Origin of the sequence: Paraglaciecola sp. (genome assembly GCF_039942875.1) — a bacterium.
GTDB lineage: Bacteria > Pseudomonadota > Gammaproteobacteria > Enterobacterales > Alteromonadaceae > Paraglaciecola.
The window spans coordinates 1-15,207 of record NZ_JBDVBQ010000005.1 but is presented as its reverse complement, the minus strand read 5'-3'; the positions used below and the strand labels follow the sequence as shown (position 1 = coordinate 15,207).

The following is a 15,207-nucleotide window of genomic DNA, read 5'->3' as shown; positions in this document are numbered from 1 at the left end:
CTTAATTTTATTGTCTATATGAGACTTATCCGAGTACATTGAGCTAATTTACTTGGCTTGACACAAGTTTTATCATATTGTTTTAATTATGGAAAATTCAAGTACTGCATTTGCAGTCGCACCTCAGCAAAAACCTAGTCCCTATTCAATTTTTAAACGAATAGCGAACTTAATGTTAGTGATAATTGGTGTACTGACATCTATCAATTTATGGTTGATAAACTCTGAGCAAGCCGCAAATTGGCACTACAAACAAGCAAACCAACTCGGAAATAGCTTGGTAATATTATCTGGCAATATGTTGACTACCGCTATGCTAGAGCAAGACTCAGCGACTATAGTAAAACAACTCGCCTATATTACAGATGACCCTCATGTCTTAGGAGCAACACTTTACGATAAAAAAGGGCGTTTATTAGCAGACAACAAAAGTGCTTCCTCATTAGTAGCTGCTCATAAAGTTGGAGAACAACCGCCTTTAGTATTTGTTAGAAATATTACCTATGAAAACCAACTAATTGGCTACGTTACTTTATTGCTAAAAAAGAAAGAAGTGATGCGCTTTCATAGTGAGTACCAGAGACAATTAGACCAGCAATTACAAATGTTAATGTTATTGGCAGCAGTTGGTGGAATTTTAATCGCCAGAGCGTTCTACAAAATTCGGATTAAAAGAATCAATAGACTAAAAGAGCAAGTTTAAGTTTACCTCAAAATTAACATCACTTGTTATACATGGATAAGATGGTTTTCTACGTTTTTAAAACACGCTTTTTGTAATTGTTGTGTAGGCTCATTCCTTAAAGTTGAAAGCGCTTCAAAAATTACAGGAATATTAATTGGCGAATTCCTTACTCCTTGATTACCTCTAAGTGGCATATCTGGTGCGTCTGTTTCGAGTACTATACTTGATAATGGCAAAGACTTAATTGCCTCTCTGGTTTTATTCGCTCTAGGGTAGGTAATTGTGCCACCAATCCCTATTGCAAACCCTAAATCTATATATGCATTTGCTACCTGTAAACTACCAGAAAATCCATGCACAATCCCCCCGTAATTAAACTTACATTGCTTTAGTATCTGCAAAATTTCGTTATGGGACTTTCTATGGTGCAAAATAATTGGCAACTTAAAATTCTTCGCCATTTCAACCTGTGCTTGAAAAGCTTTAAGCTGCATTTTCCAATCAATTGAGATTACTTTATCTAAACCTATTTCCCCTAATGCCACTACTGAACCTATTTTATCTTCTAATAAAAACGCTAATTTATTAAGGTGTGTATCATCATAGGTGCCTAAGAAGTATGGATGGATGCCAAATGCATTTCTTAGCTCAGGGAAGGTTTTAGCCAAATGAATTTGTTGTTCAAAAAACTCTAAGTGAGTCCCAGGTACAATTATTTTATGTATACCAAGCTGTGAGCACTGCTCTAGTACAGCTCCTCTATCTCCATCAAACTGACTAAAATTTATATGGCAATGACTGTCTATAAACATATATTTTATGTGGTAACTATTACGGCATTAAACGTTTAGTTTCCCATATACCTTGTTGATTTTTAGTGTACAAAAATCGGTCATGCAACCTATGTTCACCACCTTGCCAAAATTCAATCTCATGGGGTACTACACGATAGCCCCCCCAAAATGAAGGTAGTGGCACGTCACCATTTGCAAATTTAGCCTTAGCCTCATTAAACTTAGCTAATAATACTTGCTTACTACTAATTGGACGACTTTGTGAAGAAGCATAAGCTGCAATTTGACTAGGTTTAGGTCTAGTCAAAAAATACTTAGCCACTTCTGTTTTAGTTAATGGTTGCACTGAGCCACATACTTTGACTTGGCGCTCTAATAAATGCCATGGAAAATGTAAGGAGATTTTGGGGTTGTCAGCTAAGTCTTGTGCCTTTCTGCTGCCGGTGTTGGTATAGAATACAAACCCCTTTTCAGAAAAATCTTTCAACAACACAATACGCTGAGATGGTTGTCCTGACTTATCTACGGTAGCGACTGTCATTGCTGTTGGATCTTTTAGATCAGCATCAATCACATTTTGTAGCCAACGCTCAAAAAGCGCAAAAGGTTCAAGAGTTAAGTCTTTAGTATCCAAACCCGCTTGGGTGTAATCCCTTCGAATATTACTAATTGAACGCATATTGTTTCCTTATTAGGTATCCATTCCATAACCTAAGCTACGTAAAGCTCGTTCATCGTCAGCCCAACCTGACTTAACCTTAACCCATAATTCGAGATAAACCTTTGTATCAAAAAGAGCTTCCATATCTTTTCGGGCTTCAGCTCCAATGGTTTTTAAACGCTGCCCACCTTTACCAATGACCATGCTTTTTTGAGTATCTCTTTCGACCAATATCAAGCCATTTATGCGATAAATACCATTATCTGCCAACATAAACTGCTCTATTTCAACGGTAATAGAATAAGGTAATTCATCCCCTGTAAATCTCATTAACTTTTCACGAACGATTTCAGCGGCCATAAAACGACTAGATCGATCAGTGATATAGTCTTCAGGGTAATAAAACTCGCTTTTAGGTAGGGTATCTAAAACTAAATCCCGTAACTCATTGACATTTTTTCCGGTTTTGGCTGATATCGGCATAATATGTTTAAAATCATGTTGCTCCCCCAACCACTTCAAATGGGGCATCATCAAACCTTTATCTTTAACGTTGTCTGATTTATTTACGATTAACCAACAGGGAACATTAGCCTGCTGAACTTTGGTTAACACCATTTGGTCGTCATCAGTCCACTTAGTGCCTTCAACTAAAAATAGCACTAAGCCCACATCAGCAATGGAACTAGAGGCAGCTCTATTCATAAAACGGTTGATGGCACGTTTTTCTTCTATGTGTAGACCAGGAGTATCTACATATATTGCTTGCCTGTTCTCTTCAGTATCAATCCCCATAATCCTGTGCCGTGTAGTCTGGGGCTTTCTTGATGTAATACTGACTTTTTGGCCTAGTAACTTATTTAATAAAGTCGACTTCCCAACATTAGGCCGACCAACAATAGCTATCATGCCGCAATGGGTGTCTGATACGTGATTTATATCGTTCAACTCTTCAACCATGTGTAAGTTTCTCTAATACTTTTTTAGCGGCTTGCTGTTCTGCTCGCCTGCGGCTATTACCTCTTCCTAAAACCGTTTGTGTTAGGCCTTCTACTGAACATTCTACATAAAATGTCTGATCGTGAGATTTACCTTTAACATCAGTCACTTCATAAAGAGGTAGTGGTAATTTTTTACCTTGTAGATATTCTTGCAATCTGGTTTTATCGTCTTTAGATACTGCATCCGGGTCAAGAGCGTTGATACGAGGGGCAAACCATTCAAGTACCAGAGCTTCGCATTGCGCCATCCCCGCTTCTAAATAGATAGCGCCAATAATAGCTTCAACGGCATCTGCTAAAATGGAGTCTCGGCGAAATCCACCACTTTTTAATTCACCTGGTCCAAGTAACAATAAATCACCTAACTCGAACTCTCTAGCGACTTCCGCTAAAGTATCTCCCTTAACCAAGCTAGAGCGCATACGAGTTAACTTACCTTCAGGTTGTTTGGGAAAGCGTAAATACAGTGCTTTACCTATTACCATTCCTAGAATAGCATCACCTAAAAATTCTAATCGCTCGTTATGTACTTTATCTGCACTTCTGTGAGTCAACGCCAATGTTAAATTAGCGGGCTCTGCAAAAGTATAATTTAAACGTCTGTATAAAGGTAAATAGGGATCAACTTTAGACATTTAATTAATACTACCTACTCGTTCAAATCTAACCCCCGTTGGGATCCAGTTGGGAACCCAACTACTAGGCACTCTATCAAACTCAAAACTAATCCAAATAGCAACGGCTTTTCCGACTAGATTTTCATCAGGAACAAACCCCCAAAAGCGGCCATCTTCACTATTGTCACGGTTATCACCCATTACAAAATACTGACCTTCAGGGACGATCCACTCATCAATCTGCGTACCAGGCTGCTGAAAATAACGACTAGTATAATTTGAACGACCAGTTTTACGATAAATTTGATGACTAACATCGCCTAACTGTTCTGTATACTTTTCTAGAGGAGAAAATTGTTGATACGCATCTCCCCTGCTTTCAAAGTTCAAAGCTATTGTTTCCATAGGCGCACAATTTTCAGGCATATCGCAGGCAGGTTTAATCTGTAACTGTTTATTCCTATAAATCACAGTATCACCCGGCAAACCAACAACCCGTTTTATGTAATCTAAACTAGGGTTAGGTGGGAATTTAAAAACCACAACATCGCCTCGCTCTGGGGAGCCAAGGTCAACAAACTTTTTACGAGCAACAGGATCTTTTAATCCATAAGAAAACTTTTCAACCAATATAAAATCACCTACTAACAGAGTAGGCATCATTGAACCTGAAGGGATTTGAAAAGGTTCATATAAAAATGAACGTAAGACCATTACAAAGGCAATAACTGGAAATATTTGTTGGGCAGTATCCACCAACCATGGTAATTGCACGTCTTGTTCTTTAGATGAAATACCTGAGCGCTCACGTCTTTTAGATGCAAACATTAAACTGTCAATTAACCAAATCAACCCAGAAACTACGGTCAAAACCACCAAAAAAATTGAAAAATAGTTAGCCATTTATTTACCTACCTTTAATAGAGCTAAAAACGCCTCTTGAGGTAGCTCTACATTACCCACTGATTTCATACGCTTTTTACCTTCTTTCTGTTTCTGTAGCAGTTTTTTCTTCCGACTAATATCACCGCCGTAACATTTAGCCGTAACATTTTTACGTAATTGCTTAATTGTGCTTCTCGCGACAATTTGATTACCGATAGCAGCCTGAATAGCAATATCAAACATTTGCCTAGGTATTAACTCTTTGAGCTTCTCTACTAACTCTCTACCTCTGGTAACAGCATTATCTTTATGAGTAATCATAGCTAATGCATCCACGCGCTCAGCATTAATCAATATATCTAAGCGAGACATTTCTGCTGGTTGGAAACGTTTGAAATTATAATCTAAAGATGCAAAGCCACGACTGGTAGATTTGAGCCTATCAAAAAAGTCCATTACCACTTCAGCCATAGGGAGGTCATAGGTAACAGCCACTTGTTTACCGTGATAGGTCATATTAGTTTGCATGCCTCGTTTTTCAACACACAAGGTAATCACATTACCTAAAAACTCTTGTGGCACTAAAATATGAGCTTCAACTATGGGCTCTCGAATTTCTTGAACATCATTAACTGGTGGTAGCTTGGATGGGTTATCTACATAGACAATTTCATCACTAGTGGTAACAACTTCATAAACCACTGTAGGCGCAGTTGTAATCAAATCTAAGTCATATTCACGTTCAAGACGTTCTTGAATGATTTCCATATGCAACATGCCTAAGAAACCTATTCTAAAACCAAACCCTAAGGCGGATGAACTTTCAGGCTCAAAAAATAAGGAAGCATCATTCAAACTTAACTTAGCGAGTGCATCTCGGAAGTCTTCGTAATCATCAGAACTAATAGGAAATAAACCAGCGTAAACTTGAGGTTTTACTTTTTTAAAGCCAGGCAATGCCTCTGAAGCAGGCTCGCGAGATAAGGTAATAGTATCCCCTACTGGTGCACCATGAATTTCTTTTATACCAGCCACTATAAACCCTACTTCACCAGCTTTTAATACACCTGTATCAGTGGCCTTTGGGGTAAAAATACCGACTTTATCAGCTTGATGTACACCTCCAGTAGACATAATTTTAATTTTATCATTTTTACGCAATTCACCTTGCATAATACGTACTAAAGAAACTACACCTTGATAGTTATCAAACCAAGAATCTACAATCAGTGCTTTGAGTGGCGCATCGATTTCTCCTTCAGGTGGCGGAACTTGTCGCACAATAACCTCAAGTACATCTTCAATTCCAATACCTGTTTTAGCTGAGCAACGTACAGCATCAATTGCATCAATACCGACTATATCTTCGATTTCTTCTGCTACTCGATCAGGCTCTGCTTGGGGTAAGTCAATCTTATTAAGGATAGGAACAACTTCCATATCAAGATCTATTGCCGTGTAACAGTTAGCCAAGGTTTGCGCTTCGACACCTTGCCCAGCGTCTACCACTAATAACGCCCCTTCACATGCTGCCAAAGAACGGGATACTTCATAGGTGAAATCGACATGACCCGGCGTATCAATAAAGTTAAGTTGGTAGGTTTCGCCATTTTTTGCTGTGTAGTTCAAAGTTACACTTTGCGCTTTAATGGTAATACCGCGCTCTCTTTCGATATCCATCGAGTCAAGAACTTGAGCTGCCATTTCTCTCTCTGTAAGCCCCCCACAGTGCTGAATTAAGCGATCTGATAGGGTGGATTTACCATGGTCAATATGGGCGATAATAGAAAAGTTACGTATGTGCTTGTGCTGCATAAAGTTTTAGAAATTACCATGTCTCTGAGCTTTCCTAACAATCAACTAAGGTTTACAAAAAGTCTGATAGGAGCAAATGATTAAATAGAGGGCGATTTTACAGTTTTATGCCTCACTTTGCGACATAACAACACCATTGTTTATAGCTTTTATGTCAGAAAATGAAATGAAAGAACCTAAAGGTAGGAAATAACGCTTAATTATACTTGTTTTACGTCTACTCTTTCTTGCTCTAAAGGTATTACAGAAATAATATGGGGGTAAAACTCGTCACTGTCATTATTTTTAAGATGCATTTTTACGGCAATAAAACTCAAGAAAGCACATAGGAATGAAAAAAGAATGGTCCATGCCTCACCCATCAAACCGAGCACTGGCAACAAAACTTGTAACAAAACAGCCGCGAATAGCAACACCCCTACCGGGATGAGATACACAAGAAATGATGCTTTAAGAATACTCTCCTCTGGAATACCAATTTTAACTTTTTGCCCAAGCTTTACTTTCTCTTTTACCATAAAGCGTAACAATTCTTTCTTTCTAACGAGCGCTTTAGCAATACTTCCAGTGCCACAGTTAGACTGAGCACTGCAACTACTGCAGGTCGACTTGACTTGAGTCTCAACCCAAATAATTTGGTTGTTATTTTGTTGCTTAATATCACTAACGATACCAATTTCTTCAATCATCTAATGTACACTTTGTATTGAAGTAGCGATTCTGTTTGCAGTTTCAGCAGGAATTTTTCCAATGACAGTTACATTTAAAGTGCCCTGTTGGATTGTTAATAGTGTATCTGACTCCACTTTACCCACTAAATTTTGTATCGGTTCATCTCCCTTAAAATCTTGAAGATAAACAGATACGTCAACTAAACCATCACTCAACATAATATACTCGACAGTTTTTCCAGTACCAGACAAACGATGCAAATCTCGTTTTACTATTTTCATCCCTAGCGGTAGATATGTAATTTCCCAATCTGAGTTGCTTAAACTCTTAGGCTGATAGCTAATGACTTCGGGTAACATACTGTTTTCGATCTTAGAGAAAAAACCATCAGGCTTATCTGTAACATTTAATCCAGTCACTTGAATTTGCTTAATTAATTCGGATTCTAAACTAAACATATTCAATTTAAGCAATAAACCTGTCTCTTGATCTAACCAAAGATTTAAGCCATAACGACTTTTATCTTTACTCAAGACTCTTATTTGTTGCGCTGCACGTCCTGAAATTCTACTACGGCCGATCATAAAAAAATCATACCCGTCTTTTAACTTTTCTGGATATCGAAAAAAGTCACTGGGTAAAGGGCTATTAATAATTGATGATTCTAAACTGTAAGGAGGCACATTAGGTTCAAAATAACTCACTTTATTTCCTATACGGACAACTTCACGTCCAGGACCATTTAATAGGTTAAGTTGTTCTAGCTCTACACCTTCGTCATTAACACCATGAAGCCAAAGGTATGGCTGAGCATCGTTTCCTGGAGTTAACAAGACAAGAGACACACTGTAATTCAGTGCCCTCATAGCATGTGACATTTTTGCCAGCCAATTTTCTGCAGTGACTTCTGGAGAGGTTACAGTACTGGTAGGTGCATCTTTTAAATCACTGACATCCTCTTGCGCTAAAGCATTACAGGTTGCCGATAACACAAGCAGAGCAACTAAAGCTCCGCTGACAAATTTATTCTGGAATATTTTCAACAGTATTAACCTGTTCCTCGATAATCATATCCTGCACAGAAGGTTCTGTACTATTAGAGACCTGCTCCGTCGATTTAAAACGCATTTGCTGATTGTGATCTACTATATATGCGTTAACTCTGCGCCTTTGCTCAGTTTCGTTTGTTTGAGGTAAAGCACGAGTTTGGTCATAGCTAACAGGAGACAAACCACCTTGCACACCTAAAATAGGAGGCGCAGCATTATAGGGTACATCTGTATCAGCTTGATTAAGTTGCTGAACACCAAGGATCATTGCAACTGCAACTGATGCAGCAACCGCCATTTGACCACCTTGCTTAGCAAAAGGTACCACTTGACCAACGATTGGAATATTTCTCCACGTTTTTTTGGTAGCTATCATTGCAGGCTCTGACTCTATAGCCTTAGCAACCTTATCAGCGATATCAAAATCAAGTTGAACGGGTAGCTCTTGACGTAAACCGTCACGGATTAGATGGTAACTTTTCCATTTTTGCATTAAATCTGCGTCATTTTTGACATCGTCAATCAAATGATTATCTGATGAAGAAGATGATAATTCTTCTCCATCAACTAGTACTGACAATTTTTCAAACTTTTGCGACATACAATACAATTCCTGCTAAATTTCTTAAAAATAATTTATCTAAATTGATTCAATCATTCATCAACAATGGCTGAATTACTTTATCTAATGCTTCTCTAGCTCTAAAAATTCTAGACCTAACGGTTCCTACAGGACAATCCATTACGTTAGCTATATCTTCGTAACTTAGTCCCTCTAATTCACGTAGACTAATAGCCATACGTAAATCTTCAGGAAGCTTGTCCATCGCTTCAAATAATAATTTGGACATTTGATCTGACATCAAATTCTTTTCAGGAGAATTATTCTCCTTTAATGCGTCACTCCCATCATAAAAATCAGCTTCTTCTGCATCAACATCATTTGCAGGAGGCTTTCTTCCTTGTGACACCAAATAGTTTTTAGCACTATTAACCGCTATTCGGTATAACCATGTATAAAATGCGCTGTCGCCCCTAAAATTTGGCAAAGCTCTGTAAGCCTTAATAAAAGCCTCTTGAGCAACATCAGCTACATCACCAGAATTTTTTACGTATCGAGAAACTAAATATGCAACCTTATGTTGATATTTATTTACCAACAAACCAAATGCATTTTTGTCGCCTCTCTGTACTCTTTCAACAATTTGTTGATCTGTTATTTGCTCGCTCATTCGAGCCCTTACTCCTAACGAAAATATACCACGGCTCATGCAAGCACTAATATTGACTCTAGATAATTTAAAAAGTTCTCAATGCACTAACTTTTTTCTAAAATAAATAAAATATATCAAACAATTATCTAACTAACATATCTATGATAACTAACATGAATACGAAAAACGTTGTAATTTACAGCCTGTAAATTAGTATTGCCACCCTTATATACGATTTACTCTTTAGTGTACCTTATGCATTCTACCATTGAACACCAATGTGACGTACTTATTATAGGCAGCGGCGCTGCTGGTTTAAGCCATGCTTTAAAACTAGCAGACACTTGCCAAGTAATTGTGTTGAGTAAAAGCGATATTGCGGAAGGCTCCACTAAATATGCTCAAGGTGGAATAGCTGCGGTTTTCGATAAAAACGACTCAGTAGAATCCCATGTGGAAGACACGCTATTAGCGGGAGCTGGGTTATGTGATAAAGCTGCGGTTCAATTTACCGCCTCTCAAGCTAAGTTATGTATGGAATGGCTGATTAAGTTTGGTATGCCCTTTGACCAAGAAAAAAGCACTAATGGTGAAACTCGCTTTCATTTAACTAGAGAAGGTGGCCACAGTCATAGGCGTATATTACACGCAGCTGATGCAACGGGCGAAGCCGTCCAAACAACATTAATCGAAGCAGTTAAACAACATCCAAACATTCATTTATTTCAACGTTATAACGCAATTGACTTAATCAAGAGTAAACATACTGAGAAGCACTTATTGGGTGCTTATGTGTGGAATAGAAAAAATGAAGTCGTTGAGGTAATCCGTAGTAAATTTATAACCTTGGCTACTGGTGGAGCTAGCAAAGTATATCAATACACTTCAAACCCAGATGTAGCCAGTGGAGACGGAATTGCAATGGCTTGGCGCGCCGGATGTCGGGTTGCAAATATGGAGTTTAATCAATTCCACCCTACTTGCTTGTATCATCCAGAAGCGAGAAATTTTTTAATAACAGAGGCACTGAGAGGCGAAGGAGCTAAACTCTGCCACCCTAACGGCGAACCTTTCATGCATAAGTTTGATGAGCGTGGTGATTTAGCCCCAAGGGATATAGTCGCTAGAGCAATAGATTTTGAAATGAAACGCTTAGGTGCTGATTGTATGTACCTAGATATTAGCCATAAACCAAGTGATTTTATCGTGAAACATTTTCCGAATATTTATAGAAAGTGTCGTTCACTGGGTATAGATATTACTAGAGATCCTATACCTGTAGTTCCCGCTGCACATTACAGTTGCGGTGGAGTAGTAACTGATGAACATGCAAAAACGGATATAGATAATTTATTTGCCATTGGCGAAGTGGCCTATACTGGGTTACATGGGGCTAATCGCATGGCAAGTAACTCATTACTAGAGTGTATTGTTTACGCTCACTCATCTGCTGAATTAATTAGCGCTAGACTAGATAATGAAACCTCAAAAGAAAAGATTAGCCCTTGGGATGAAAGCCAAGTTAGTAACTCAGACGAAGAAGTTATTATTCAACACAACTGGCATGAGTTACGTCTATTTATGTGGGACTACGTTGGTATTGTACGAACAACAAAAAGGCTGGAGCGTGCCAAACACCGCATCAAATTGTTAAAACAAGAAGTTAATGAGTATTACTCTAACTTCAAAGTAAGTAATAATTTACTAGAACTTAGAAACTTACTGACAGTTGCTGAACTCATTGTAAAATGTGCGCAACAAAGAAAAGAAAGTAGAGGGCTGCATTATAATTTGGATTTTCCGGATCAACTTAAAAATCCAGAACCTACCATCCTAAAAAATAAACGTTTATAGCTAACTTCAAAGTAAATTTAACTTTGGCTTAGAGTACTTTTAATACACCAAGTAAGTGACGATTAGAATTTTGACTTTCAATAAAAAATTGCAGTTGACTATCCAATTGAGCGTCAGTTTTTTCAACAAATAGGTTAATATTATTTGGTAGGTAAAGAGGCCTTTTGAAACTTACCTCAACAGAAAACGACTTTTCAAATACACTTGAATGCCTCAATTGTAGACTAGATATGCACCAAGACTTGCTCCACATACCATGAGCAATCTGTACTTTGAAACCAAATAATTTTGCTAACCATTTATTTAGATGTATTGGGTTATAATCTCCTGAGCATCGAGCAAATTGTCTCCCAATATTTGACTCGAGTTGGATACCTCCGTAGTTAGATCTATCTAAGCTACTTGGCGTGTAATTCTTATTATTATTTGGAGTGTCTATAGCTTTTTTATTGGTATACAAATTTGTACTGAGGCTCTCCCATACTAACTCATTACTACTATAAACCCTTACTTCAATTGAGAACTCCCAACCTTTAGGGTGAGGCTTTAAGCCTGCAAAATTACACCTGAAGTGTAAACTCTCATTTATTGCAATGGGTCTGTATTGAGTGATTTTATTTCCAATATGTATCAATCCAAATAAGGGAAATGGAAAGTCAGGCAATAACAGTAAAGTGAGATGTAATGGAAAAGCAATGGTGTGTATAAAGCACGGATGTATGAATGCGGTTTTAGATTGCCACCTAGTTACCCGATGAAAAGCATAGCATTTATCAGTGTTGACTTTTATTCCATCAATTACATATTCTAACTTAGGCAAAGAATTAGTTATCTCAGCCTTATTACCCTTTTTGAAAAAACTAAAAGGAAGCCTTACTAACAAGGACTTTAAACTGGGCAAACTAGATAATTGTACAGTTGACTGAATTCGAAGCATATTTTAGATAACCCGAGTCGCATTTTGTTGTTGAAAAATGATAACTCGGCAAAGTCTTCTAAAATATTGCTCGTTTACTTGGTCTTTATATATAAGACGCCATTGTGACTTCTGGGGAGTTAATGGGGATACTATATTAATAAATAAAACCAACCTAGTCGCTCTAGAGTGCGGGCTCACCTGCCAACTAACTTGCTCACCGCTAACTGTTTCTAACCATTTCCCATCTTGTGAGAAAATAATTACAGATTGAGGAATTTTGCCTTGTTTAATTATTGATTTATAGCCATATATAAGAACCACAAATAAGAACAAAACTTGTACTAATAGCTGATAATTAAAAATATTTGATTGCCATGTAGAAATAGAAGCAATGATGACTAAGTAGGTCACCATTGATACAACTATTTTATACTTGGAAGGTTTTAAATCAATCCTATACTTTAACACGACTCAAAATATGCTCAATCATGCTATTAATGTCTTTATCATTGCAAGGCTGATGACCCATAAACCAAGCATATAAGTCGGGATCATCAAAAGTTAATAACCGTTCAAATAACTCTTGCTTTTCCTCTGACAACTCTAGAAATCCAGATTCAGAAAAAGGCATGAAAAGAACATCTAACTCTAACATTCCTCTTCGACAGGCCCACTTAAGTCGACCATAACGCTGCTTATCAAACATCTACATCCTCACACCAAACGGTTAATAAATTGGGTCATTATAAATGACTTTAAGTATTACCTAATAATAGCAGTAAACTAACTTTCTTTTCAGATCTTTCCTTGGGAAATCAAACACCCCCCCCATATTACTTTATATTGTGATCCTTAAAGAGAGTTACCTATGTCAGTTACTGATTCTGAGCAAAAAAATACAAGTTACATTTGTGAGTTAAATAACAAAGGAATCATTCAGCTACAAGGAGAAGAACGGGTTAAATATCTGCAAGGTCAAGTTACGGCTGATATTGAATCCCTCACTAAGACTCATTCTTTATTAAGCTGCCATTGTGACTTTAAAGGTAAGGTCTGGAGCGTTTCTTATGTTCTATCATGGGAAGACTCGATTCTCCTAGTAACCCATAAAACTGCGTTAACTAATTCTCTAGCTGAATTAAAAAAGTATGGAGTATTTGCTAAGGTTGACATTAATGATGATACGGATAACTGGCAGGTGCTCGGTGGAAAAGGTATTAAATTTGAAGAATATATTATTGAGCAGTTTGGTAGCTTGCCCAAAGGACACCAATCCACAGTATCTAACGAATGTGGTGTAGTTATATCAATTGAAACTCCTTCACCACGCTATTTAGTGGTTCAACAAAAAGCAACGTTACCAAATATCACTTTCCAATCTGAAGATTATAATTGGGAATTGGACGATATAAACTCGGGGCTTGCTGAAATAAGAGAAGAAACGAGTAACGAGTATGTGCCACAAATGCTTAATCTACAGGCGTTAGATGCTATTAACTTCGAAAAGGGCTGCTATATGGGGCAAGAGGTCGTTGCTCGCACAAAATACCTTGGACGTAATAAACGAGCCAGTTTCATACTTTCAGCACGTTTAACCACCGAAGATCTCACAGGTCATTCCTTAGAATACCAAGTTGGGGAAAATTGGCGCCCTGGAGGTAAAATATTGCGAAGTGTATCTAATAATAATCACACTACTATATTAGCCGTGCTCCCTATAGACACTGATATTTCTTCTGCGTTTAGGTTAAAATCGAATCCTGATGCTATATTTATCACTAAAACATTACCTTATACTATCCAATAAATAATACTAACTGCCAACGCTTACACATACAGGAAAAATATGCTCATAAGTAATAATACAGTCGTCACTATGAATTTTGTTGTTTCTTCAGCAGACGGAACCCAAATAGATTCATCTAAAGAAAGTGAGCCTATGATTTTTCTTCAAGGAAGTCACTTCCTGATTCAAGGATTAGAAGATGAACTGGAAGGTAAAACAGTAGGCGACAAATTTATTATTGATATCGAGCCTAGTCTAGCTTATGGCGAACGCCATGATGAGCTAATCCAAGCAGTGCCCAAATCAATGTTTGAAGATATGGATGTTGAACCAGGTATGACTTTTAGAGCGACTTCTGACGATGGTGAACAATCAGTCATGATAATAGATATAACTGATGACGAGGTAATAGTAGATGGTAACCATCCTTTATCAGGGCTAACGTTAACTTTTGATGTTGAAGTATTAGCAGTTAGAGAAGCAACTGAAGAAGAAATAGCTCACGGCCACCCTCATACAGAAGAAGGTTGCGGTCACACCCACTAAAATTTTTTGAACCAATCAAAGAAGGCGCTAATTACAGCGCCTTTTTGTTTCTCTTTCGACCATAAACCTAAATTGATAGAACTGGTATGTAGCAATTTCTTTAAATAGAGGGCTGGCCTTCCAGCAGTGTGCGGGGCACCCCGTGCGACCTACACAGATGTAGGAAGTGCAGGTTTTGCAGGAGCAAAAACCTGCCTACTCTCCCATGGGGGTTAAACCGAGGCTTTCTGGAGCACTGCTCCTGCGGTTTAACCGCTTGGCAAGCGACCACCAAGGATGGTGGAAATTAGAGTAATGCAGGAGTAATTTGCCGAGATGCCAAGATTGGGTGCATATCATCATGGATGTGTATTTGACTACTTTACGTGAGACTCAGGCTGAAACGGTACGAGCTCAGTGAGTGCCCGGACAATCCACTTCGTGCAGGGCTAACCTTCCAGAGGATGACCGCGGGATAGCATGCCGCACTTATTCAGATGAAGGGCCACCTTCTCCCAATCTAATTGAGATTTTACTGTCACTGATTTTCACGCAAAAAAAAGGCCACCTATTAAGGTGGCCTTTCTTCTAAATAGGAGTCTGCGGGGCTGGCCTTCCAGCAGTGTGCTACTCTCGCATGGGGGTGAAGGTGGTTTGCTTTTAGCTGCAAAGCAGCGTAACCGCCTGAACGAAGGGAGCCCTGCGAGCTTCCGGACAATCCACTTCGTGA

Annotated in this window: 17 protein-coding genes; 4 read left to right on the top strand and 13 right to left on the bottom strand. The window is 38.2% G+C overall.

The genetic code is table 11. The features are described 5' to 3' along the window. Positions 1–88 precede the first annotated feature (88 nt). Positions 89–703 carry an AhpA/YtjB family protein gene (locus ABJE44_RS01230; protein WP_348112158.1) on the top strand — a complete coding sequence of 205 codons (615 nt, stop codon included), beginning with the start codon at positions 89–91 and terminating at the stop codon, positions 701–703. A 26-nt stretch (positions 704–729) separates the two neighbouring features. Here the strand turns inward: ABJE44_RS01230 and ABJE44_RS01225 are convergent, their stop codons facing one another. The 10 genes from ABJE44_RS01225 to rpoE form a co-directional block, all read right to left on the bottom strand. Then, positions 730–1,497, bottom strand: coding sequence for a TatD family hydrolase (locus tag ABJE44_RS01225; RefSeq protein WP_348112157.1), 768 nt, complete (start codon positions 1,495–1,497; stop codon positions 730–732). A 19-nt stretch (positions 1,498–1,516) separates the two neighbouring features. Continuing rightward, a complete protein-coding gene (gene pdxH, locus ABJE44_RS01220) occupies positions 1,517–2,158 on the bottom strand; it encodes a pyridoxamine 5'-phosphate oxidase (protein ID WP_348112156.1) in 642 nt (213 codons plus the stop codon). Between the two features lie 12 nt (positions 2,159–2,170). Further along, entirely contained in the window at positions 2,171–3,100 is a 930-nt protein-coding gene (era, locus tag ABJE44_RS01215; RefSeq protein ID WP_133471022.1) for a GTPase Era, read from the bottom strand. Beyond that, positions 3,093–3,776 carry a ribonuclease III gene (rnc, locus tag ABJE44_RS01210; protein WP_348112155.1) on the bottom strand — a complete coding sequence of 228 codons (684 nt, stop codon included), beginning with the start codon at positions 3,774–3,776 and terminating at the stop codon, positions 3,093–3,095. Before rnc ends, era begins: the two co-directional genes overlap by 8 nt. After that, positions 3,777–4,661 carry a signal peptidase I gene (lepB, locus tag ABJE44_RS01205; protein ID WP_348112154.1) on the bottom strand — a complete coding sequence of 295 codons (885 nt, stop codon included), beginning with the start codon at positions 4,659–4,661 and terminating at the stop codon, positions 3,777–3,779. It lies immediately after the preceding gene. After that, positions 4,662–6,458, bottom strand: coding sequence for a translation elongation factor 4 (gene lepA / locus ABJE44_RS01200; RefSeq protein WP_348112153.1), 1,797 nt, complete (start codon positions 6,456–6,458; stop codon positions 4,662–4,664). A gap of 200 nt (positions 6,459–6,658) precedes the next feature. Beyond that, positions 6,659–7,147, bottom strand: coding sequence for a SoxR reducing system RseC family protein (locus ABJE44_RS01195; protein ID WP_348112152.1), 489 nt, complete (start codon positions 7,145–7,147; stop codon positions 6,659–6,661). Continuing rightward, positions 7,148–8,173, bottom strand: coding sequence for a MucB/RseB C-terminal domain-containing protein (locus ABJE44_RS01190; protein WP_348112151.1), 1,026 nt, complete (start codon positions 8,171–8,173; stop codon positions 7,148–7,150). Further along, a complete protein-coding gene (locus ABJE44_RS01185) occupies positions 8,154–8,780 on the bottom strand; it encodes an RseA family anti-sigma factor (protein WP_348112150.1) in 627 nt (208 codons plus the stop codon). Before ABJE44_RS01185 ends, ABJE44_RS01190 begins: the two co-directional genes overlap by 20 nt. 49 nt (positions 8,781–8,829) lie before the next feature. Continuing rightward, entirely contained in the window at positions 8,830–9,411 is a 582-nt protein-coding gene (gene rpoE / locus ABJE44_RS01180) for an RNA polymerase sigma factor RpoE (RefSeq protein ID WP_133471028.1), read from the bottom strand. A 237-nt stretch (positions 9,412–9,648) separates the two neighbouring features. Between rpoE and nadB the strand changes: the two genes are divergently transcribed. Next, positions 9,649–11,247, top strand: coding sequence for an L-aspartate oxidase (gene nadB, locus ABJE44_RS01175; RefSeq protein ID WP_348112149.1), 1,599 nt, complete (start codon positions 9,649–9,651; stop codon positions 11,245–11,247). Between the two features lie 28 nt (positions 11,248–11,275). Here the strand turns inward: nadB and ABJE44_RS01170 are convergent, their stop codons facing one another. The 3 genes from ABJE44_RS01170 to ABJE44_RS01160 all read right to left on the bottom strand — a co-directional run bounded on the left by ABJE44_RS01170 (position 11,276) and on the right by ABJE44_RS01160 (position 12,872). Then, positions 11,276–12,067, bottom strand: a complete 792-nt coding sequence (locus ABJE44_RS01170) for a MaoC/PaaZ C-terminal domain-containing protein (protein ID WP_348112148.1) — start codon at positions 12,065–12,067, stop codon at positions 11,276–11,278. Between the two features lie 120 nt (positions 12,068–12,187). Next, on the bottom strand, positions 12,188–12,580 hold the full coding sequence (locus ABJE44_RS01165; RefSeq protein ID WP_348112147.1) for a protein YgfX: 393 nt from the start codon (positions 12,578–12,580) through the stop codon (positions 12,188–12,190). 40 nt (positions 12,581–12,620) lie between these two features. Beyond that, positions 12,621–12,872, bottom strand: coding sequence for a succinate dehydrogenase assembly factor 2 (locus ABJE44_RS01160; protein WP_348112146.1), 252 nt, complete (start codon positions 12,870–12,872; stop codon positions 12,621–12,623). 162 nt (positions 12,873–13,034) lie between these two features. Here ABJE44_RS01160 and ygfZ point away from each other — a divergent pair, with 162 nt between their 5' ends. Both ygfZ and ABJE44_RS01150 read left to right on the top strand, forming a co-directional pair. Continuing rightward, positions 13,035–13,973, top strand: a complete 939-nt coding sequence (gene ygfZ, locus ABJE44_RS01155) for a tRNA-modifying protein YgfZ (protein WP_348112145.1) — start codon at positions 13,035–13,037, stop codon at positions 13,971–13,973. A 39-nt stretch (positions 13,974–14,012) separates the two neighbouring features. Next, positions 14,013–14,498, top strand: coding sequence for a peptidylprolyl isomerase (locus ABJE44_RS01150; protein ID WP_348112144.1), 486 nt, complete (start codon positions 14,013–14,015; stop codon positions 14,496–14,498). Positions 14,499–15,207: the final 709 nt, after the last annotated feature.